This is a genomic window from Thermaerobacter composti, from assembly GCF_033582035.1.
In the GTDB taxonomy this organism is placed as follows: domain Bacteria; phylum Bacillota; class Sulfobacillia; order Thermaerobacterales; family Thermaerobacteraceae; genus Thermaerobacter; species Thermaerobacter composti.
Genome location: NZ_CP132508.1, coordinates 2,367,024 through 2,386,449 on the forward strand (window position 1 = coordinate 2,367,024; position 19,426 = coordinate 2,386,449).

13 protein-coding genes are annotated in these 19,426 nt (G+C 67.0%); 6 read left to right on the plus strand and 7 right to left on the minus strand.

Translation table 11 applies throughout. The features are described 5' to 3' along the window. Positions 1–296: 296 nt before the first annotated feature. A complete protein-coding gene (locus Q5761_RS09645; RefSeq protein WP_318750439.1) occupies positions 297–1,148 on the minus strand; it encodes a transposase in 852 nt (283 codons plus the stop codon). Positions 1,149–1,157: 9 nt separating this feature from the next. On the opposite strand from Q5761_RS09645, the gene Q5761_RS09650 reads away from it, so the two are divergent. The 4 genes from Q5761_RS09650 (at position 1,158) to Q5761_RS09665 (ending at position 7,847) form a co-directional block, all read left to right on the plus strand. Then, positions 1,158–2,774: an IS1634 family transposase gene (locus Q5761_RS09650; RefSeq protein ID WP_318750440.1), complete on the plus strand. Its 1,617-nt coding sequence runs from the start codon at positions 1,158–1,160 to the stop codon at positions 2,772–2,774. Between the two features lie 185 nt (positions 2,775–2,959). Beyond that, complete coding sequence (locus Q5761_RS09655; protein ID WP_318750327.1) at positions 2,960–4,432, plus strand: IS1182 family transposase; 1,473 nt, start codon at positions 2,960–2,962, stop codon at positions 4,430–4,432. Between the two features lie 233 nt (positions 4,433–4,665). Beyond that, positions 4,666–6,135 (plus strand): IS1182 family transposase, encoded by a 1,470-nt coding sequence (locus Q5761_RS09660; protein WP_318750251.1) that lies wholly within the window; start codon positions 4,666–4,668, stop codon positions 6,133–6,135. 239 nt (positions 6,136–6,374) lie between these two features. Beyond that, entirely contained in the window at positions 6,375–7,847 is a 1,473-nt protein-coding gene (locus Q5761_RS09665; RefSeq protein WP_318750441.1) for an IS1182 family transposase, read from the plus strand. Positions 7,848–7,979: 132 nt separating this feature from the next. Here Q5761_RS09665 and Q5761_RS09670 read toward each other — a convergent pair whose 3' ends face one another. From Q5761_RS09670 to Q5761_RS09680, 3 genes are all read right to left on the minus strand, one after another. Beyond that, on the minus strand, positions 7,980–9,173 hold the full coding sequence (locus Q5761_RS09670) for an IS110 family transposase (RefSeq protein WP_318750442.1): 1,194 nt from the start codon (positions 9,171–9,173) through the stop codon (positions 7,980–7,982). A 51-nt stretch (positions 9,174–9,224) separates the two neighbouring features. Next, a complete protein-coding gene (locus tag Q5761_RS09675; RefSeq protein ID WP_318750443.1) occupies positions 9,225–10,262 on the minus strand; it encodes a transposase in 1,038 nt (345 codons plus the stop codon). Between the two features lie 963 nt (positions 10,263–11,225). Next, positions 11,226–12,446: an IS110 family transposase gene (locus Q5761_RS09680; RefSeq protein ID WP_318750444.1), complete on the minus strand. Its 1,221-nt coding sequence runs from the start codon at positions 12,444–12,446 to the stop codon at positions 11,226–11,228. Positions 12,447–12,624: 178 nt separating this feature from the next. On the opposite strand from Q5761_RS09680, the gene Q5761_RS09685 reads away from it, so the two are divergent. Continuing rightward, a complete protein-coding gene (locus tag Q5761_RS09685; protein WP_318750445.1) occupies positions 12,625–13,551 on the plus strand; it encodes an IS110 family transposase in 927 nt (308 codons plus the stop codon). Here the strand turns inward: Q5761_RS09685 and Q5761_RS09690 are convergent. Further along, complete coding sequence (locus Q5761_RS09690; protein ID WP_135224084.1) at positions 13,490–14,719, minus strand: IS256 family transposase; 1,230 nt, start codon at positions 14,717–14,719, stop codon at positions 13,490–13,492. The genes Q5761_RS09685 and Q5761_RS09690 overlap by 62 nt on opposite strands. Positions 14,720–14,815: 96 nt before the next feature. Here Q5761_RS09690 and Q5761_RS09695 point away from each other — a divergent pair, with 96 nt between their 5' ends. Then, the gene (locus Q5761_RS09695; protein ID WP_318751647.1) at positions 14,816–15,136 is read left to right on the plus strand and encodes a transposase; all 321 of its coding nucleotides are present in this window, start codon (positions 14,816–14,818) and stop codon (positions 15,134–15,136) included. Positions 15,137–15,197: 61 nt separating this feature from the next. On the opposite strand, the gene Q5761_RS09700 is transcribed toward Q5761_RS09695, so the two are convergent. Both Q5761_RS09700 and Q5761_RS09705 read right to left on the minus strand, forming a co-directional pair. Beyond that, a complete protein-coding gene (locus tag Q5761_RS09700; protein ID WP_318750353.1) occupies positions 15,198–16,814 on the minus strand; it encodes an IS1634 family transposase in 1,617 nt (538 codons plus the stop codon). A gap of 720 nt (positions 16,815–17,534) precedes the next feature. Beyond that, positions 17,535–19,004 carry an ISLre2 family transposase gene (locus Q5761_RS09705; protein WP_318750446.1) on the minus strand — a complete coding sequence of 490 codons (1,470 nt, stop codon included), beginning with the start codon at positions 19,002–19,004 and terminating at the stop codon, positions 17,535–17,537. Between the last annotated feature and the right edge of the window lie 422 nt (positions 19,005–19,426).

The following is a 19,426-nucleotide window of genomic DNA, read 5'->3' on the forward strand; positions in this document are numbered from 1 at the left end:
CGCCGGTGGGTTCATGGGGAACGGGCCAGGCTCACAGCCTGGCCCGTTCCGCGCTTGAGGACCCCTGTCCCTACCCCACCAGCTCCCGCCGCAGCGCCACCTTGTTGATCTTCCCCGCGCTGGTCAGCGGTAGCTGCTCGACGAAGACGAACCGGTCGGGGATCCAGACGAGAGTTCTGAAAAACCGGCGGAAAGCTCAACCCATGGGGCCGAAGGGGGTTGCCAACGATTGGATGGGATACGTGACACTACAGGTGATCGGCGCTGCAAGGTGGCCCGGCTTGCTACGGACCCGTTCAAGCGGCCGCCCACTCCATGGCCCGCCTCTTCCCATGTCCACTACCACGTGCGTCTTGCAATCGCCGAGCCATCTTCTTGGCGTTGAGCACCAGGCAGGTGAGCAGCACCTGAATCGCCGTCCGTTCCCGTCCCCGGTAACGGCTTCGCCCGAGGCCGTGCCACTGCTTGGCCTCCCCAAAGGTGCGCTCAATGACCGTTCGCACCCGCAAGGCCCGTTTCAGCCCCCGCGGCCGGTTCGCTTCCGTACCCGGATGCCAGTACAGCACCTTCCGCGTCTGGCTCCGGCTCAGGCAACGCCCCGCCCGGGGGCAGCCGCGGCAGGCTCGCTCGGAAAAGTACACCAGCCACCCCCCGCGCTGGTGCGGGCTCTGGCCGATGGAGCGGTGGCCCTCGGGACAGATCCACTGCCGGCGGCGCTTGTCGTACGTGAACCCTTGCTTGGGCAGCCTTTGCCTTTGCGTCCGCTGGGGGATGTACGGACGGATGCCTTGCCGAACGAGATCCTCCCTCAACCTCGTGGCGTCATACGCCTTGTCCGCCACCAGCCGCCGTGGCCGGAGCCCCTGGACGCGCGCTTGTTCCACCAGCGCCGGCGCCCCTTCGAGGTCGCTCGCGTTCCCCGCCGTCACCGTCGCCGCCAGCACAAAGCCGGTCTCATCCGTCGCCAGATGCATCTTGTAGCCGAAAAACTCGAGTTTGACAGTTTTGGGGTGTTTCCGGTGCCACGCCGCCCAAGGAAGTCCCGTGTCGCAAGGGTTTCCTGCGGGCGGCCCTTCTTTTGCGCCCAAAAGTGTAGTGCCACGTTGATTCGTGAAACGCTTGAAATATAGGCAACAATGTCGTATCATGACGGTGCCATGTTTGTTCGGCGGAAAACCTTCAAGAACAAGGACGGCTCCACCCGCACCTACCTCCAGCTCGTGGAGAACGTGCGGCAGGACGGTCGCGTCCGCCAGCGGGTCGTGGCGACCCTGGGTCGGCTGGAGGACCTCCAGGACGGCCGCCTCGATGCCCTCATCGAGAATCTGGCCCGCTTCTCTCAGAGCACCTGGCGCCGGCTCGAAGAACAGGCAGAGCGCCTGAACGTCCGCTGGTCCAAGCAGTGGGGACCGGCGCTGATCTTCGAAAGGCTGTGGCGAGAGGCCGAACTGGACAAGGCCTTCGAGGCCCTGCTGGAGGATCGTCAGCTCGCCTTCGACGTGGCCGAGGCCGTCTTCACCATGGTGCTCAACCGTCTCACCGACCCCTGCTCCAAGCGTGGTCTGGTGCGCCAGTGGCTTCAGGGCGTCTACCGGCCCCAAGCCGAGCAGTTGGAACTGCACCACTACGACCGCGCCCTGGATGTGTTGGCCGAGCACAAGGAGGCGATCGAGGATCGCCTCTTCGCCCGGGCCCGCGACCTGTTCTGGACCGAGGTCGACGTAGTCATGTGGGATTGTACATCCAGCTACTTCGAAGGCCGGGGGCCCGAGGGCTTGGCCGCCTACGGCTATTCCCGGGACAAGCGCCCGGACCGGCCCCAGCTGGTGGTGGGCGTGCTCATGACCCGGGACGGTTACCCCATCGCCCACGAGGTCTTCCCGGGCAACACCGCCGACAAGGCCACGGTGGAGACCGTCCTGGACGCCCTCAAGAGGCGTTTCCACCTGCGCCGGGTGATCTTCGTCGCCGACCGGGGCATGGTCAGCCGCCGGATCCTGCAGGCCATCGAGGAGGCCGGGATGGAGTCCATCGTCGGCATGCCCCTGCGCCGGCACCGGGCGGCCGAGGCGGTCTTGAGCCAGCCGGGACGATATCGCAAGGTGAACGACCAGCTCCAGATCAAGCAGGTGACCCACCAAGGCCAGCGCTATGTGCTCTGCTACAACCCCCTCCAGGCCGAGCACGACCGCCAGGCTCGGGAGGCGGTCCTCGCGCACCTGAAGCAGCGGATCGAACGCGGCCAAGCCAAGGATCTCCTGCGGAACCGTCTCCTGGCCCGTTACCTCAAGGCCCTGCCCCAGGGCGCGCTGGTGGTCGACACCGATGCCGTGAAGCGGGCGGCCCGCTACGACGGCAAGTACCTGCTGCGGACCAACACCGACCTCGACCCGGAGGCCGTGGTGCGGGCGTACAAGGATCTCTGGCGGGTCGAACGCGCCTTCCGGACCCTCAAGTCTGCCCTGGACTTGCGGCCCATGTTCCACTGGACGGAGCGGCGGGTGCGGGGGCACGTCATGGTCTGCTTCCTGGCGCTGGTCCTGGAGAGCCTCTTGTTGCGCAAGCTCCGCCAGCAAAACCCCGATGTCAGCTACGAGGACGTGCTCCACGATCTCTCCCAGCTGCACGCCGTGGCCGTGGAGCTGGACGGCGAGGCCTACCTGACCCGCACCGAGCTGGTCGGGCAGGCCTACGAGGCCTTCAAGGCCGTGGGCCTGCGGCCCCCGGCCCGCGTACAACCGCTGCCACGTCCTGAGACGACCCCCGCCGGGTAGTGTAGTGGTACGCGGCCCCCATGTGCCCAAGAAAGCCTTGTGTTTCAAGGGTTTTCAAGGATCACGGTGTCAAAGTCGAGTCCAGGAGGGCTCTGAAAAACTCCTTTGCTTTTTCGGCAAGGACTGGCAGGACGCAAAGCGAAAAACCCCTATGGAGACGATACCGAAACCGGGGCCGGTGCACCATGTTGGGACGGTTGGATCAGCAGCGGAACTTCTTCGATGAGATCCTCTTCAACCACATGCTGCCGGCGGACCATCCCCTCCTGGACATCGACCGGGCTGTCGATTTCTCGTTCGTGGAGGAAGAGACGGCCGATCTGTACAGCGCCGATCAAGGCCGGCCTTCGTATCCGCCGGAGCAGCTGGTGCGCATCCTCTTCCTGGCGGTGTGGGCCAACCTGTCGGACGTGCAGGTCTGCCAGCAGCTGCGCTACAACGTCCTCTATCGCTACTTCTGCCGCCTTGGCTGGGAGGACGCGATTCCCGACGACACGACGCTGGTGCGGTTTCGGCAGCGGTTGGGGGAGGAGCGGTGGCAGCGGCTGCTGCAGCGGCTAGTGGAGCAGGCGCGGGCGAAGGGATGCCTGAAAGGCCGCTGGTTGGTGATGGACTCCAGCCCGGTGGTGGCCCATGCGGCCGCCCGCACGCGGGTGCAGCTTTTGCGGGAGGGGCGGCAGCGGCTGGTCCAGGCCGTCCGGCAGGCGGCGCCGCCGGTGGCGAAGGAACTGGAGGCGCTGGCCGAGCCGGTGCCGGACGCGACCTATGAAGATCAGGATCAGCTGCTGCAAGCGGAACAGGAACGGACGGAAGCCTTGCTGGCGGCGATCACGTCGCGGCAAGCCGCGAAGGCACCGGCGGTGCGACGCGTACGGAAGCAAGTGGAGCGGGTGCTGAAGGACGAACGGGTGGCGAGCTACGCGGACCCGGAGGCGCGTTGGGGACACCAGCGCCAGAAGAAGCCTTTTTTCGGCTACAAGATGCATCTGGCGACGGATGAGACCGGCTTTGTGCTGGCGGCGACGGTGACGGCGGGGAACGCGAGCGACCTCGAAGGGGCGCCGGCGCTGGTGGAACAAGCGCGCGTCCAGGGGCTCCGGCCACGGCGGCTGGTGGCGGACAAGGCGTATGACGCCACGAGGTTGAGGGAGGATCTCGTTCGGCAAGGCATCCGTCCGTACATCCCCCAGCGGACGCAAAGGCAAAGGCTGCCCAAGCAAGGGTTCACGTACGACAAGCGCCGCCGGCAGTGGATCTGTCCCGAGGGCCACCGCTCCATCGGCCAGAGCCCGCACCAGCGCGGGGGGTGGCTGGTGTACTTTTCCGAGCGAGCCTGCCGCGGCTGCCCCCGGGCGGGGCGTTGCCTGAGCCGGAGCCAGACGCGGAAGGTGCTGTACTGGCATCCGGGTACGGAAGCGAACCGGCCGCGGGGGCTGAAACGGGCCTTGCGGGTGCGAACGGTCATTGAGCGCACCTTTGGGGAGGCCAAGCAGTGGCACGGCCTCGGGCGAAGCCGTTACCGGGGACGGGAACGGACGGCGATTCAGGTGCTGCTCACCTGCCTGGTGCTCAACGCCAAGAAGATGGCTCGGCGATTGCAAGACGCACGTGGTAGTGGACATGGGAAGAGGCGGGCCATGGAGTGGGCGGCCGCTTGAACGGGTCCGTAGCAAGCCGGGCCACCTTGCAGCGCCGATCACCCGTAGTGCCACGTATCCCATCCAATCGTTGGCAACCCCCTTCGGCCCCATGGGTTGAGCTTTCCGCCGGTTTTTCAGAACTCTCGTCCAGAGAGCTCTGAAAAACCCCTTTGCTTTTTCGGCAAGGACTGGCAGGACGTAAAGCGAAGAATCCCTAATGGAGACGATACCGAAACCGAGGCCGATGCACCATGCTGGGAAGGTTGGATCGACAGCGGAACTTCTTCGATGAGCTCCTCTTTGACCACATGCTGCCCGCGGAACACCCTCTCCTGGACATCGACCGGGCCGTCGATTTCTCGTTCGTGGAGGAAGAGACGGCCGATCGGTACAGTGCCGATCAAGGCCGGCCTTCGTACCCGCCGGAGCAGCTGGTGCGCATCCTCTTCCTGGCCGTGTGGGCCAACCTGTCGGACGTGCAGGTTTGCCAGCAGCTTCGCTACAACGTCCTCTATCGCTACTTCTGCCGCCTCGGCTGGAAGGATGCGATTCCCGACGACACGACGCTGGTGCGGTTTCGGCAGCGACTGGGGGAGGAGCGGTGGCAGCGGCTGCTGCAGCGGCTGGTGGAGCAGGCGCGGGCGAAGGGGTGTCTGAAAGGCCGCTGGTTGGTGATGGACTCCAGCCCGGTGGTGGCCCATGCGGCGGCCCGTACGCGGGTGCAGCTGTTGCGGGAGGGGCGGCAGCGGCTGCTGCAAGCCGTCCGGCAGGCGGCGCCGCCGGTGGCGAAGGAGCTGGAGGCGCTGGCCGAGCCGGTGCCGGACGCGACCTATGAAGATCAGGATCAGCTGCTGAAGGCGGAACAGGAACGGACGGAGGCCTTGTTGGCGGCGATCACGTCCCGGCAAGCCGCCCAGGCGCCAGCGGTGCGGCGCGTGCGGAAGCAAGTGGAGCGGGTGCTAAAGGACGAACGGGTGGCGAGCTATGCCGACCCGGAGGCGCGTTGGGGGCACCAGCGCCGGAAGAAGCCTTTTTTCGGGTACAAGATGCATCTGGCGACGGATGAGACCGGCTTTGTGCTGGCGGCGACGGTGACGGCGGGGAACGCGAGCGACCTCGAAGGGGCTCCGGCGCTGGTGAAACAAGCGCGTGCCCAGGGCTTGCGGCCGCGGCGGCTGGTGGCGGACAAGGCGTACGACGCCAGTGGTCTGAGGCAGGATCTTGTTCGGCAGGGCATCCGCCCGTACATTCCCCAGCGGACGCAAAGGCAAAGGTTGCCCAAGCAAGGGTTCACATACGACCAACGCCGCCGGCAATGGATCTGTCCCGAGGGCCACCGCTCCATCGGCCAGAGCCCGCACCAGCGCGGGGGGTGGCTGGTGTACTTTTCCGAGCGAGCCTGCCGCGTCTGCCCGCGGGCGGGGAGTTGTCTGAGCCGGAGCCAAACGCGGAAGGTGCTGTACTGGCATCCGGGCACGGAAGCGAACCGGCCGCGGGGGCTAAAACGGGCCTTGCGCGTGCGGAAGGTCATCGAGCGCACCTTTGGAGAGGCCAAGCAGTGGCACGGACTGGGGCGGAGCCGTTACCGAGGGCGGGAACGGACGGCGATTCAGGTGCTGCTGACCTGCCTGGTGCTCAACGCCAAGAAGATGGCCTGTCGATTCAAAGATGCGCGTGGACATCGAAAAGGGCCTCGGCTCCCGGAACGGGCGGCTGCGTGAGCAGGTCGGCACCCGTAGGAAGCCGGACCAAGTGGAAGAGCCGCTCTCCTGTAGTGCCACATGTACCATCCAGTAGATGGCAACCTTCTCCGGCCCCATGCGCTAAGCTTCCCGCCTGTTTTGCAGAGCTCTCGTCCAGGAGGGCTCTGAAAAACTCCTTTGCTTTTTCGGCAAGGACTGGCAGGACGCAAAGCGAAAAACCCCTATGGAGACGATACCGAAACCGGGGCCGGTGCACCATGTTGGGACGGTTGGATCAGCAGCGGAACTTCTTCGATGAGATCCTCTTTGGGCACATGCTGCCTGCGGACCATCCCCTCCTGGACATCGACCGGGCCGTCGATTTCTCGTTCGTCGAAGAAGAGACGGCCGATCTGTACAGCGCCGATCAAGGCCGGCCTTCGTATCCGCCGGAGCAGCTGGTGCGCATCCTCTTCCTGGCGGTGTGGGCCAACCTGTCGGACGTGCAGGTCTGCCAGCAGCTGCGCTACAACGTCCTCTATCGCTACTTCTGTCGCATTGGCTGGGAGGACGCGATTCCCGACGACACGACGCTGGTGCGGTTTCGGCAGCGGTTGGGGGAGGAGCGGTGGCAGCGGCTGCTGCAGCGGCTAGTGGAGCAGGCGCGGGCGAAGGGATGCCTGAAAGGCCGCTGGTTGGTGATGGACTCCAGCCCGGTGGTGGCCCATGCGGCCGCCCGCACGCGGGTGCAGCTTTTGCGGGAGGGGCGGCAGCGGCTGGTCCAGGCCGTCCGGCAGGCGGCGCCGCCGGTGGCGAAGGAACTGGAGGCGCTGGCCGAGCCGGTGCCGGACACGACCTATGAAGATCAGGATCAGCTGCTGCAAGCGGAACAGGAATGGACGGAAGCCTTGCTGGCGGCGATCACGTCGCGGCAAGCCGCCCAGGCGCCAGCGGTGCGACGCGTACGGAAGCAAGTGGAGCGGGTGCTGAAGGACGAACGGGTGGCGAGCTACGCGGACCCGGAGGCGCGTTGGGGACACCAGCGCCGGGAGAAGCCTTTTTTCGGCTACAAGATGCATCTGGCGACGGATGAGACCGGCTATGTGCTGGCGGCGACGGTGACGGCGGGGAACGCGAGCGACCTCGAAGGGGCGCCGGCGCTGGTGGAACAAGCGCGCGTCCAGGGGCTCCGGCCACGGCGGCTGGTGGCGGACAAGGCGTATGACGCCACGAGGTTGAGGGAGGATCTCGTTCGGCAAGGCATCCGTCCGTACATCCCCCAGCGGACGCAAAGGCAAAGGCTGCCCAAGCAAGGGTTCACGTACGACAAGCGCCGCCGGCAGTGGATCGGTCCCGAGGGCCACCGCTCCATCGGCCAGAGCCCGCACCAGCGCGGGGGGTGGCTGGTGTACTTTTCCGAGCGAGCCTGCCGCGGCTGCCCCCGGGCGGGGCGTTGCCTGAGCCGGAGCCAGACGCGGAAGGTGCTGTACTGGCATCCGGGTACGGAAGCGAACCGGCCGCGGGGGCTGAAACGGGCCTTGCGGGTGCGAACGGTCATTGAGCGCACCTTTGGGGAGGCCAAGCAGTGGCACGGCCTCGGGCGAAGCCGTTACCGGGGACGGGAACGGACGGCGATTCAGGTGCTGCTCACCTGCCTGGTGCTCAACGCCAAGAAGATGGCTCGGCGATTGCAAGACGCACGTGGTAGTGGACATGGGAAGAGGCGGGCCATGGAGTGGGCGGCCGCTTGAACGGGTCCGTAGCAAGCCGGGCCACCTTGCAGCGCCGATCACCTGTAGTGTCACGTATCCCATCCAATCGTTGGCAACCCCCTTCGGCCCCATGGGTTGAGCTTTCCGCCGGTTTTTCACTTCTGATGGACGTCAAGCCCCCGCCGGGCGGAATCCCATTTCCTTCGTCCTCCTTGCTGCCGCCGTGGCCACCGACCCCGATCCCATCCCGAGACGGGCCAGGGTGGCCTGCAGCACTCGCTGCCCAACCGTCTCCTTGTCCGCACCCCGCTGCGTCCAGCGGCGGAGGGTCCACAGCTTCCGCTGCACGGTGCGTGGCTTTTGCGCCCGGTACGGCTCCCCCGTCCGCAGGATCCGCCAAGCCACGATCAAGAGCTTGCGCGCCAGCGCCACAATGGCCTTCCGGGTACCGATCTGCGCAGCCTTGCGCCGGAAGAACCGGCCCAGCTCCCCCTCGTCATGCCGGGCCAGCGACCAGGCCGCCTCGATCAGCGCCCTCCGCAGCAGCCGATCCCCGTGGCGGCTGATGCGCCCTCGCCGGTCCCGTTCCCCCGATTGGTCGACCGAGGGGTCGAGCCCCGCGTACCGCGCCACCTGCTTGGGACCGCGAAACCGCCCGGGATCGCCCAACTTGGCCCAGAGGGTGGCTGCCGTCAACAGCCCCACGCCCGTGACGGTCAGCAGCAGCCGGACCTTGGGCACTTCCGCGACCTGCCGGGCGATCTCCGCCGTGAGCACCTCCACCTGCGCCTCCAGCACCTGCGCGGCCTCCAGGGTGACCTGCACCGCCAGCCGTTCGCCCGGCGGCAGCGGCACACCCTCCACGCGCTCCAGCAGGACCGCGGGGTCGGCACCCCGGGGGACCCGGATCCCGTGGCGGCCCAACGCAGCCCGCGCCTGGTTCAGCAGAGCCCGGCGCTGGCTGTCCAGCCGTTCCCGCGTCTTCAAAAGCCGGCGCACCTGCCGCATCGGCTGGGGCGGGACCCATACGGTGGGTACGATGCCCAGCGCCGCCATCTTGGCCAGCCGCGCGGCGTCCACGCGGTCTGTGTGCCGCCCTGAACCCAAGCGCTTCAGCTCCGCCGGGTTGGCCAGGAGGACTTTCCCTGCGTGGGGCAAAAGGATATCGTGGATCTCAAAGGCATTTCCGGTGACCTCGAGGACGACGACCGCCTCGCGGTCCAGTTCGGCCACCAAGGCCGTCCACGCCTCAGGCGTGTTGGGGAACCGGAAATGCCTTTCTTGCTGCCCTTCGGGCCGATCGGGCCGGAACTCGCAGGCGTGCACGTAACGCTGGTGCACGTCCAGCCCAATGTAGCGCGGCATCGAAATCACCTCCCGCAGGAACCGGGCTCGGAGCGCAGACGGCGGTTTTCTCTACGATCGCGTGCGCGCGCAGTCACTTCTCCGGGTTCTCCGGCCGCTGCCGGTACCCATGCGGGCGATGCGCAGAGGGGGCCGACCAGACAGAGACTCGGGCTCGAGGCCCATGAAAAACCACGGCGCGCCCTCTGCTCTGCGCTCCGCGACCGCCTCCGCCCGCCTTTCGGGAGCGGAGATTAGCCGCCGCCTGCGGCCTTTCCTGGCCGCCCGGCGGGGGCTTGATTCCATCATGCCGACAGAACTCTCGAAAAAAGGCTTCTCCCGGCGCTGGTGTCCCCAACGCGCCTCCGGGTCCGCGTAGCTCGCCACCCGTTCGTCCTTCAGCACCCGCTCCACTTGCTTCCGTACGCGTCGCACCGCCGGTGCCTTCGCGGCTTGCCGCGACGTGATCGCCGCCAGCAAGGCTTCCGTCCGTTCCTGTTCCGCCTGCAGCAGCTGATCCTGATCTTCATAGGTCGCGTCCGGCACCGGCTCGGCCAGCGCCTCCAGTTCCTTCGCCACCGGCGGCGCCGCCTGCCGGACGGCTTGCAGCAGCCGCTGCCGCCCCTCCCGCAAAAGCTGCACCCGTGTGCGGGCGGCCGCATGGGCCACCACCGGGCTGGAGTCCATCACCAGCCAGCGGCCTTTCAGGCATCCCTTCGCCCGCGCCTGCTCCACTAGCCGCTGCAGCAGCCGCTGCCACCGCTCCTCCCCCAACCGCTGCCGAAACCGCACCAGCGTCGTGTCGTCGGGAATCGCGTCCTCCCAGCCAAGGCGGCAGAAGTAGCGATAGAGGACGTTGTAGCGCAGCTGCTGGCAGACCTGCACGTCCGACAGGTTGGCCCACACCGCCAGGAAGAGGATGCGCACCAGCTGCTCCGGCGGATACGAAGGCCGGCCTTGATCGGCGCTGTACAGATCGGCCGTCTCTTCCTCCACGAACGAGAAATCGACAGCCCGGTCGATGTCCAGGAGGGGATGGTCCGCCGGCAGCATGTGGTTGAAGAGGATCTCATCGAAGAAGTTCCGCTGCTGATCCAACCGTCCCAACATGGTGCACCGGCCCCGGTTTCGGTATCGTCTCCATAGGGGTTTTTCGCTTTGCGTCCTGCCAGTCCTTGCCGAAAAAGCAAAGGAGTTTTTCAGAGCCCTCGAGCAGCGAGTTTAACAGATCACGAAACTTCTGGTAGCCAGGTAGCCTCTCAAGGTCTTCCGGTGTCATTGCACTCTCACCTCGTCAGCAATAGCAGTCGTACTATCCTGCACCGGATCGATAAAACCCTGCTCTTCCAACACCGCCAAGGAGAATGTACCTGACTAGCGCTTCCTGCGATTCCGGTCGCAAGCATCGCAGTCGCGCACCTGGCTGGTACCGCCAACGGTGCCATAAGGTCCCGCAACGCCGCCGGCCTCCTGTTCGTGAGCTGTAGTCGTGATCGTGATGTCTGGTCCAGCACCGTTGCCACCTACCCTCCAACAGGAGCCCCCGGCTCGTGCTACCACCGGACGCCTTGGTGTCGCGCCGGTCGGTTCTAGCGGGCTGACTCCTCACCGGGCTTGAACATGGTCCTGGGAGTGGCCTGACGGTGAGACCGCCTGCCACCGATCATAGGCTGTCGTTGTGTTCGCTTTGGCTGAAACTGGACTATGACGCACCCGAACTCGGTGGCGCCACGTGAGCCGTCTTCGCTGTCATGGAGTCCACCGGGACAGGGAAGATAGCGAATTTCTCCTTCTCAGAAGACGCACCAGGCCATTCCTAGAACGTTCCAATTATGCTCGCGTAAGAGAAATGGCACCATTCTTCGCTCCACGACCAAGCAGGATCCTCCCGCCTTCAAGTGAATACAACATCAACCACCATTCTTCCAATCTCACCCTACGCCAGCGCCGAAAGACGGCCGGTGAGAGCCGCCGCGCTCGCGGCCCACGCAGGCAGACGCCCTAGGGTCAAGTCGCCGTAGTCAGGGATGTGATCTTTGACAAAGCGGCTGCTGAGGAACGTGCCCGTGGGCGCTACGCGGCCTTGGGCTGTTGCCGCTGACGACGCGCCGCCTCGAACCGGGTGGGGTCGTAGGGCTGACGATTTCGCCACATCGCAAACAGGACCCGAAGGGCGTGGTGGGCCACGATGCGCAAGGCTTCATGATGGTGACGCCCTCGGTTGCGGTGGGTCTGATAAATCTCCCGGGCCCAGGCATGGTGCAGGACGAGCTGCTGCGCCAGTAGCTGCAGCGTATTCCGGGCTTGTTTGTTGCAAGCGTGGCGGAAACGGACTCGGACGGTCTTGCCACTGCGAACGGTCACGGGGGCTGTCCCCGACCGACATTGGATCGGGCGGACGCTGGGGACCGCCTGGCGGTCCTCCCCGAAGACGGTGATCATGCCGGCAGCCAGCACCGTGCCGATGCCTTTCATGGAGCGAAACAAATCGCCGTCCGGGTGCGCCTGCACCAGGGTCTCCAGCTGCTCATGACAGGCCTCGAGCTCGCGGCAGACGGCTTCGAGCTGATCCACCAGAAAGAGCATGCGGCGTGCCCACAGGGCCACGGTGGCCGGATCGGCCGGGAGCTGGGGCTTGCGCGCGAGCTCGAGCAGTTCGGCCGTCTTGGCGGCGACGCCAGGGTAGCGGTGCTGGCGCAACAGCTTCTCGATCCGGGACCGGCGGGCGCGGGCGAAGTGCGCCGGGGTCGGGAAGGCGCGCAAGAAGGTCCAGGCCACGGGCCGGCCCAAGTCTGCAAACAGCTCGAGGGCCCGCGGGTAGTAAGCACGCAGGCAGGCGGTGAGCTGATTCAGAAGCCGCGTGCGTTCTTCCACCAGGGTCTGGTGGTGGCTGTAGGCCACCCGGAGCTGGCGCAGGATGTCGCTCTCCAGCCGCAGGGGTTGAAGGCGATGGCGATCGGTGCGGAGGATCTCGGCCAGGACCAGGGCATCCCGGCGGTCGTCCTTGCTGCCGGCCGGGGAGAGGCGGTCCCGGTAGCGATCCACCGCCTTGGGATTGACGGGATAGACCCGAAAGCCTGCGGCGAGGAGCGCGGCCACGAAAAGCCCCTGTCCCGAGCCTTCGATGGCGACGTGCACCTGCGCGGGGTTCGGTTCCAGGCGCCGGATGGCCGTAAGCAACTCTTCAAGCCCGTCGGCATCGTTGGGGACCCGGAGGTAGGATGGGGCCTGCCCCTCGGGAGCCAGGCAGACATCGTGGTGTTGGCTGGCTTGGTCGATTCCGACGCGCAGCATGATGCCACCTCCTGCGGGGGACGACCTCCGCCACCCACGGTGCCCTCGTGGAATCGGTGCTCGCGGCACGACGCCCTAGTCACAATGAACGAGGCCGGCCCCGTTTCGCAGGTGCGTGGGTTACGCTGGACGTGCCTGCGTCCCAGGCGCAGAGCCACATGCGAAAGGGGCCGGTGGTATGAAGAATATCACGAAATTCGTGGGTCTGGACGTCCACCGGGACACGATCGCGGTCGGAGTGGCGGACCGCGAGGGCGGTCGCGGGCGGTACTGGGGTACCATCCCGCACCGCCCGGAAGCCGTGCGCAGGTTGATGGAGCAGCTGGGGCCCAAGGAGCGGCTCTTGGTCTGCTACGAGGCAGGGCCCACCGGATACGGGCTCCAGCGCTTGCTGGCCTCCCTGGGGATCGAGTGCATCGTGGTGGCCCCGGCGCTGACGCCCACGCGCCCCGGGGACCGGGTCAAGACCGACCGCCGGGATGCTGTGCGTCTGGCGGAGCTGCTGCGGGCCGGCGAACTGGCTCCGGTGTGGGTGCCCGGCGAGGAGGACGAGGCGCTGCGCGACCTGGTGCGGGCGCGGGAGGATGCCAAGCAGGACCTTTTGCGTGCACGCCACCGGCTGAGCAAGTTCTTGCTCCGGCACGGGATCCGGCCGCCGCAGGGGGTGCGCCGGTGGTCGGGCCGGTATCGGGAGTGGCTGGAGGGGCTGGAGCTGGGGCAACCGGTCCTGCAGCGGGTGTTGCGGGAGTACGTCCACGCCATCGATGAGATCGAGGAGCGCCTTAAGCGCCTGGAAGCGGAGATCCACGAGCAGGCCACGGCCAGCGTGCACGCGCCGGTGATTCAGGCTCTGCAGGCGTTGCGCGGGGTGGGCGAGGTGGTGGCGGTGACGGCGGTGGCCGAGGTCGGGTCGTTCTTACGCTTTGCCCGGGCGCGGCAGTTGATGGCGTACGCGGGGATCGTGCCCAGCGAGTATTCCAGCGGGGCACGGGCCGTGTCCCGGCAAGTGGTGGAAAAGCGGCTCCCCCTCGGGTTCCATGGGCTTACCTCGCTGCAACAGCCAAGGCGCTCACCGAGTCACTCCCCAACGCGTCACCGCCCTTGAGCTTCGCCATCGACGCCTGGCTAAAGTACCGCCGCTGCACCAGCCACTCGTCCTGCTGCTCCTCCAGCAGCGCACCCAGCAGGCGCAGCACCGCCGCCACGTTCGGGAAGATGCCCACCACGTCGCACCGCCGCGCCAGCTCGCGGTTCAGCCGCTCCAGGACGTTCGTCGAGTGGATCCCCCGCCAGTGCTCCGGCGGGAAGTCCATGTAGGCCAAAACCTCCTCCGCGGCCTCCCGCAGCAGGCTCGCCACCTGGGGGAACCGCCGCTCCAAGTTTGCCGCCACCTGCTCCAGCTGCTGCCGAGCCGAGGCACGGTCCGGCTGGGCGAAGATGGTCCGTACCAGCGCTGCCACCATGGACTGGGCGTGCTTGGGCACCCGCGCCAGCAGGTTCCGCATGAAGTGCACCCGGCACCGCTGCCACGTGGCGCCTGCCAGCACCTCACCGATGGCTCGCTTGAGGCCCTCGTGGGCGTCCGAGATCACCAGCCGCACGCCCTTCAGCCCCCGGGCCACCAGGCGACGTAGGAAGTCCAGCCAGAACTCGTACGTCTCGGCCGCGCCCACGTCGAACCCCAGGACCTCCCGTTCCCCTGTCTCCCGCACACCCACGGCGATCACGGCCGCCATGTTCACCACCCGTCCGTCTTGCCGCACCTTCACCGCCTTGGCGTCCAGCCACACGTAGGGGTACTCGCCTTCCAGCGGCCGGTTCCGAAAGCGCTCCATGTGCTCGTCCAGCTCGGCGCAGATGCGGGAGACCTCGCTCTTGCTCAAGCCCCCGACGCCCAGCGCCTGGACCAGCTCGTCCACCTTGCGCGTGCTCACCCCGTGCACGTAGGCCTCCTGCACCACGGCCAGCAAGGCCCGCTCCGCGCGCCGCCGCGGCTTCAAGAGGCTGGGGAAGTAGCTGCCGCGGCGTAACTTCGGGATCTGCAGCTCGATGGTGCCCACGCGCGTGTCCCAGCGCCGGGGGCGGTACCCGTTTCGGTAGGTAGTGCGCGACGGGGTGCGCTCGTAGCGCTGGGCGCCGATGAGTTCGCTGACCTCGACCTCCATCAGCTGCTGGGCGAGCCAGCGCAGGCCCTCCCGCAGGGCGTCGACCTCGGGCTCGCCCTGGTACTGGCGCAGCAGTTCGAGAAGTGCCATCCTGAAGTCAGCGGTCACCGGTGGTCCGACCTCCCTTCGTGCTCGGGTTCGTCCAACCCGAAGGGAAGCCGCCGGTGACCGCTGCTGTCAACGGCCACCAGCCACGCCTAAACCCTGGCCGGAAAGTCCACCACTACCCGGGACTTTAACGGGGCACGCCGCAGGCGCGGTGCGATCACCAAGACGGGCAACGCGCACCTGCGCCGGGTGCTGGTGGAGGCGGCGTGGTCCTACCGCCACCCGCCGGCGCTCAAGGCGAAGATTCGGCAGCGCTACGAGGGGCAACCGCCAGAGGTGCAGCGGATGGCGTGGAAGGCGCAGGAGCGCCTGTGCCGCCGCTACCGGCGCATGATCGCGCGGGGCAAGCCGCACGCCGTCGCGGTGACCGCCGTCGCTCGCGAATTGCTGGGCTTCATCTCGACTTTGACACCGTGATCCTTGAAAACCCTTGAAACACAAGGCTTTCTTGGGCACATGGGGGCCGCGTACCACTACACTACCCGGCGGGGGTCGTCTCAGGACGTGGCAGCGGTTGTACGCGGGCCGGGGGCCGCAGGCCCACGGCCTTGAAGGCCTCGTAGGCCTGCCCGACCAGCTCGGTGCGGGTCAGGTAGGCCTCGCCGTCCAGCTCCACGGCCACGGCGTGCAGCTGGGAGAGATCGTGGAGCACGTCCTCGTAGCTGACATCGGGGTTTTGCTGGCGGAGCTTGCGCAACAAGAGGCTCTCCAGGACCAGCGCCAGGAAGCAGACCATGACGTGCCCCCGCACCCGCCGCTCCGTCCAGTGGAACATGGGCCGCAAGTCCAGGGCAGACTTGAGGGTCCGGAAGGCGCGTTCGACCCGCCAGAGATCCTTGTACGCCCGCACCACGGCCTCCGGGTCGAGGTCGGTGTTGGTCCGCAGCAGGTACTTGCCGTCGTAGCGGGCCGCCCGCTTCACGGCATCGGTGTCGACCACCAGCGCGCCCTGGGGCAGGGCCTTGAGGTAACGGGCCAGGAGACGGTTCCGCAGGAGATCCTTGGCTTGGCCGCGTTCGATCCGCTGCTTCAGGTGCGCGAGGACCGCCTCCCGAGCCTGGCGGTCGTGCTCGGCCTGGAGGGGGTTGTAGCAGAGCACATAGCGCTGGCCTTGGTGGGTCACCTGCTTGATCTGGAGCTGGTCGTTCACCTTGCGATATCGTCCCGGCTGGCTCAAGACCGCCTCGGCCGCCCGGTGCCGGCGCAGGGGCATGCCGACGATGTACTCCATCCCGGCCTCCTCGATGGCCTGCAGGATCCGGCGGCTGACCATGCCCCGGTCGGCGACGAAGATCACCCGGCGCAGGTGGAAACGCCTCTTGAGGGCGTCCAGGACGGTCTCCACCGTGGCCTTGTCGGCGGTGTTGCCCGGGAAGACCTCGTGGGCGATGGGGTAACCGTCCCGGGTCATGAGCACGCCCACCACCAGCTGGGGCCGGTCCGGGCGCTTGTCCCGGGAATAGCCGTAGGCGGCCAAGCCCTCGGGCCCCCGGCCTTCGAAGTAGCTGGATGTACAATCCCACATGACTACGTCGACCTCGGTCCAGAACAGGTCGCGGGCCCGGGCGAAGAGGCGATCCTCGATGGCCTCCTTATGCTCGGCCAACACATCCAGGGCGCGGTAGTAGTGGTGCAGTTCCAACTGCTCGGCTTGGGGCCGGTAGACGCCCTGAAGCCACTGGCGCACCAGACCACGCTTGGAGCAGGGGTCGGTGAGACGGTTGAGCACCATGGTGAAGACGGCCTCGGCCACGTCGAAGGCGAGCTGACGATCCTCCAGCAGGGCCTCGAAGGCCTTGTCCAGTTCGGCCTCTCGCCACAGCCTTTCGAAGATCAGCGCCGGTCCCCACTGCTTGGACCAGCGGACGTTCAGGCGCTCTGCCTGTTCTTCGAGCCGGCGCCAGGTGCTCTGAGAGAAGCGGGCCAGATTCTCGATGAGGGCATCGAGGCGGCCGTCCTGGAGGTCCTCCAGCCGACCCAGGGTCGCCACGACCCGCTGGCGGACGCGACCGTCCTGCCGCACGTTCTCCACGAGCTGGAGGTAGGTGCGGGTGGAGCCGTCCTTGTTCTTGAAGGTTTTCCGCCGAACAAACATGGCACCGTCATGATACGACATTGTTGCCTATATTTCAAGCGTTTCACGAATCAACGTGGCACTACACTTTTGGGCGCAAAAGAAGGGCCGCCCGCAGGAAACCCTTGCGACACGGGACTTCCTTGGGCGGCGTGGCACCGGAAACACCCCAAAACTGTCAAACTCGAGTCATGTGGGCGATTGCTTGTTGGGTAGAGAGGCAGCAGCAGGACGACCAGACCGTTGCGTGAGGGTCTACCAGCGTAAGGAGTGGGGGTGAAGGCAGTTTTGCGGTAGGCGGGTTGAATTCCGGGACCGGTACGGGGGAACCCTCGACGGTCGCTATGCGGCAGGCACGGCCTCGTCGACCCGCGCTCCTAGTCTGAGGCAGCCCCCGACGGATGGCGTGGGATGCGGTAACCAACCCGCGGATATCAGCGTGCCAACCGTCGGAAGCATACCCGGGACTCACCCGACTACCGCAGCTGTTGCGGACGGGGCTTGACGGCCTCGTTCATATCAGCGACCGTTGAGCAGCGGATTCGCCAGGTGCCGGAGGGGTCGGTCTGCCTAAGGCCGTCGCACGGCGAGGAGGGGATGGACCTCCTCCGGCCCTGACGAAACTTGGCGAAAACTGGGGTCCAAACCTGCTTGGACTATAACCCACGAGGAGGGGATACCCATTTCACCCCTACCTCACCCGATGTCCCGGGTTCAACCGGAGGACTGGGGGCGTCCGTGTCACGTTCCGGTGGGTGCCCCCAGCGGTGAATCGGCTGTCAAGCCACCGGTGCGTGGACATGGGCCAGGTCGCGCAACACCTGAACCCAGGGTTTGGTCGCATGCGGCCCGGTGAGCGCTGGGATGCGGGCACGCAGCCAACGGGCTGGGTCCTCCTCGAGCTGGCGCATCACGCGCTGAACGGCCTGGCGTGTCGCCTGCCGCACGCCGGGCGAAATCTGCAGGGGCCGGCCGCCGAGGACCGCGCGCCAGTGGGGGGTCCACGCGTTCGCTCAAGAGCCGCGCCAAGTGGTCGGCGCCGCGTTCACTCCAACGCGCCCCATGCCGTTTCATCCGTCGTGCAAGGACGTGAAAGACTTCTGCTTCGATCGCCCCCAGCCGCGGCGCTTCCCCAGAAGCCACAATCCCGTCCCAGTGCTCCCGCAAGTAGCCGCGCAGCCGCAACAAGCGCTCCCGCGCCGGACCACGCCGCCCCCGTAGCGCCTGGCGAAGCGCCGACTCCACGCCCGCCCAATCCCCCGCTTCGATGGCCCGGCACACCTGGGCGTACGTCTCCTCGGAAGGCGATAACGCCTCCCGGAGGGCTCGCCGCAGGTGGAACGGATCCAGCCGGTAACACGCGCGGGGGAAGTACTGCAACCCCTGCTTGACCCAATGCGCCCCATCGCCTCCGAGGTAACAAGCCTGGACCGCGCTCAGATCCCAGTGCGTCCCCCAATAGGCGCTCGCCTGCTCCCAAAAGGCCGTCCCCGGCATCACCCCCGCCACGACCCGCCGCTCCCGCAGCGCTTGCCGGTTCGAACCCACGGCTTGCTTGCCTTCGTACGCGACCCCCAGCTTCAACACCACCGGTTGCCCTCGACCCCGCAGATAAACCTCGTCCGCTTCGGCATGCAGCTGCGCACTCCGGCGCCGGCCTTCCGGCACCTGGCCCTCCACGAACACCGACCGCCGTAGCCGCTCCGCCGCCTCCTTCAACCGGCGCCCCGCCCGTTGGGACGCCCGCCACACCGTCATCGCCCGCGCCGGTGCCTGCCCCGCCGTCAACTCCCGCAGGACCGCCGCCGCTCGGTGATACGGCATCTCCGTCGCGAGCCGCCGGCACAGCGCTTCCAGCCGCGGCGACAGTCGCCGCCGCGATTCCAAGCCCAGTGCTTCATCCAGCAAGAACACACCCTGGCCCGTCGCCCGGTCCCGGTCGTAACGTCGCTTCACCTGCAACTCGCCCAGCGGCGTGTCCAGGACCCGCTCCCGCGTATCCAGGCACTCATATCGGCTCGGGTCCCGCTCCTGCATCAGTCGCTCATCGATCCCGGCCAACACCCACTCCAGCAGCCGCAGTGTCAGCCGGCCGCTGAGCCGCTGAACGGCTTCCTCCAGTTCGCCAAACGATCGGTCCTCCGTCACCAGCTCCGCCAGTTCCCGCAATGTCTGGAGGAAAAGTTCGCGCACAGCGTGTATGCTGAGCATGGGGCCTCACCCTCCGACTGCCGCTGGGGAAGCCGTCCCGATGCAGGGACAGCCTCCGGGTGAGGCCTTTTCTATTTGCCTCGACCCTCACCTACCGAAACGTTACACGGACACTGGGGGCGGCCGGCCGGGACCAAAGCCACGAGTGTCATTGGCCGGGGGCGGTGGCGCCCCATCCAGCGGACCCAGTTGGTTACCTTCGTCGCACTGTGGCTCCTCGTCATGCTCCTGGCCGGTGGCGGCGGACCGCCCATTCTGGCGTTCCTCGCTCCCCGTGTCGCCCTCGCCGCGCCGGAGTTGGTCGCCCGGCCGGGCTATTTCGGCCAGGTTCCTCCCAATGGTTGAATGCCGGTGGAAGTGGTGGTTCACAACAAGGACGCCACCGCTTTCCGCGGGCAGTTGGAGGTCCGGCAGCTTCCCGG

What these genes read in the sequence shown, in the direction of transcription:
- Q5761_RS09700 (WP_318750353.1), bottom strand. Translation starts at nt 16,814, where the DNA reads ATGTTTGTTCGGCGGAAAACCTTCAAGAACAAGGACGGCTCCACCCGC.
- Q5761_RS09680 (WP_318750444.1), bottom strand. Translation starts at nt 12,446, where the DNA reads ATGCTGCGCGTCGGAATCGACCAAGCCAGCCAACACCACGATGTCTGC.
- Q5761_RS09675 (WP_318750443.1), bottom strand. Translation starts at nt 10,262, where the DNA reads ATGTTGGGACGGTTGGATCAGCAGCGGAACTTCTTCGATGAGATCCTC.
- Q5761_RS09670 (WP_318750442.1), bottom strand. Translation starts at nt 9,173, where the DNA reads ATGCCGCGCTACATTGGGCTGGACGTGCACCAGCGTTACGTGCACGCC.
- Q5761_RS09705 (WP_318750446.1), bottom strand. Translation starts at nt 19,004, where the DNA reads ATGCTCAGCATACACGCTGTGCGCGAACTTTTCCTCCAGACATTGCGG.
- Q5761_RS09660 (WP_318750251.1), top strand. Translation starts at nt 4,666, where the DNA reads ATGCTGGGAAGGTTGGATCGACAGCGGAACTTCTTCGATGAGCTCCTC.
- Q5761_RS09685 (WP_318750445.1), top strand. Translation starts at nt 12,625, where the DNA reads ATGAAGAATATCACGAAATTCGTGGGTCTGGACGTCCACCGGGACACG.
- Q5761_RS09655 (WP_318750327.1), top strand. Translation starts at nt 2,960, where the DNA reads ATGTTGGGACGGTTGGATCAGCAGCGGAACTTCTTCGATGAGATCCTC.
- Q5761_RS09645 (WP_318750439.1), bottom strand. Translation starts at nt 1,148, where the DNA reads ATGATACGACATTGTTGCCTATATTTCAAGCGTTTCACGAATCAACGT.
- Q5761_RS09665 (WP_318750441.1), top strand. Translation starts at nt 6,375, where the DNA reads ATGTTGGGACGGTTGGATCAGCAGCGGAACTTCTTCGATGAGATCCTC.
- Q5761_RS09650 (WP_318750440.1), top strand. Translation starts at nt 1,158, where the DNA reads ATGTTTGTTCGGCGGAAAACCTTCAAGAACAAGGACGGCTCCACCCGC.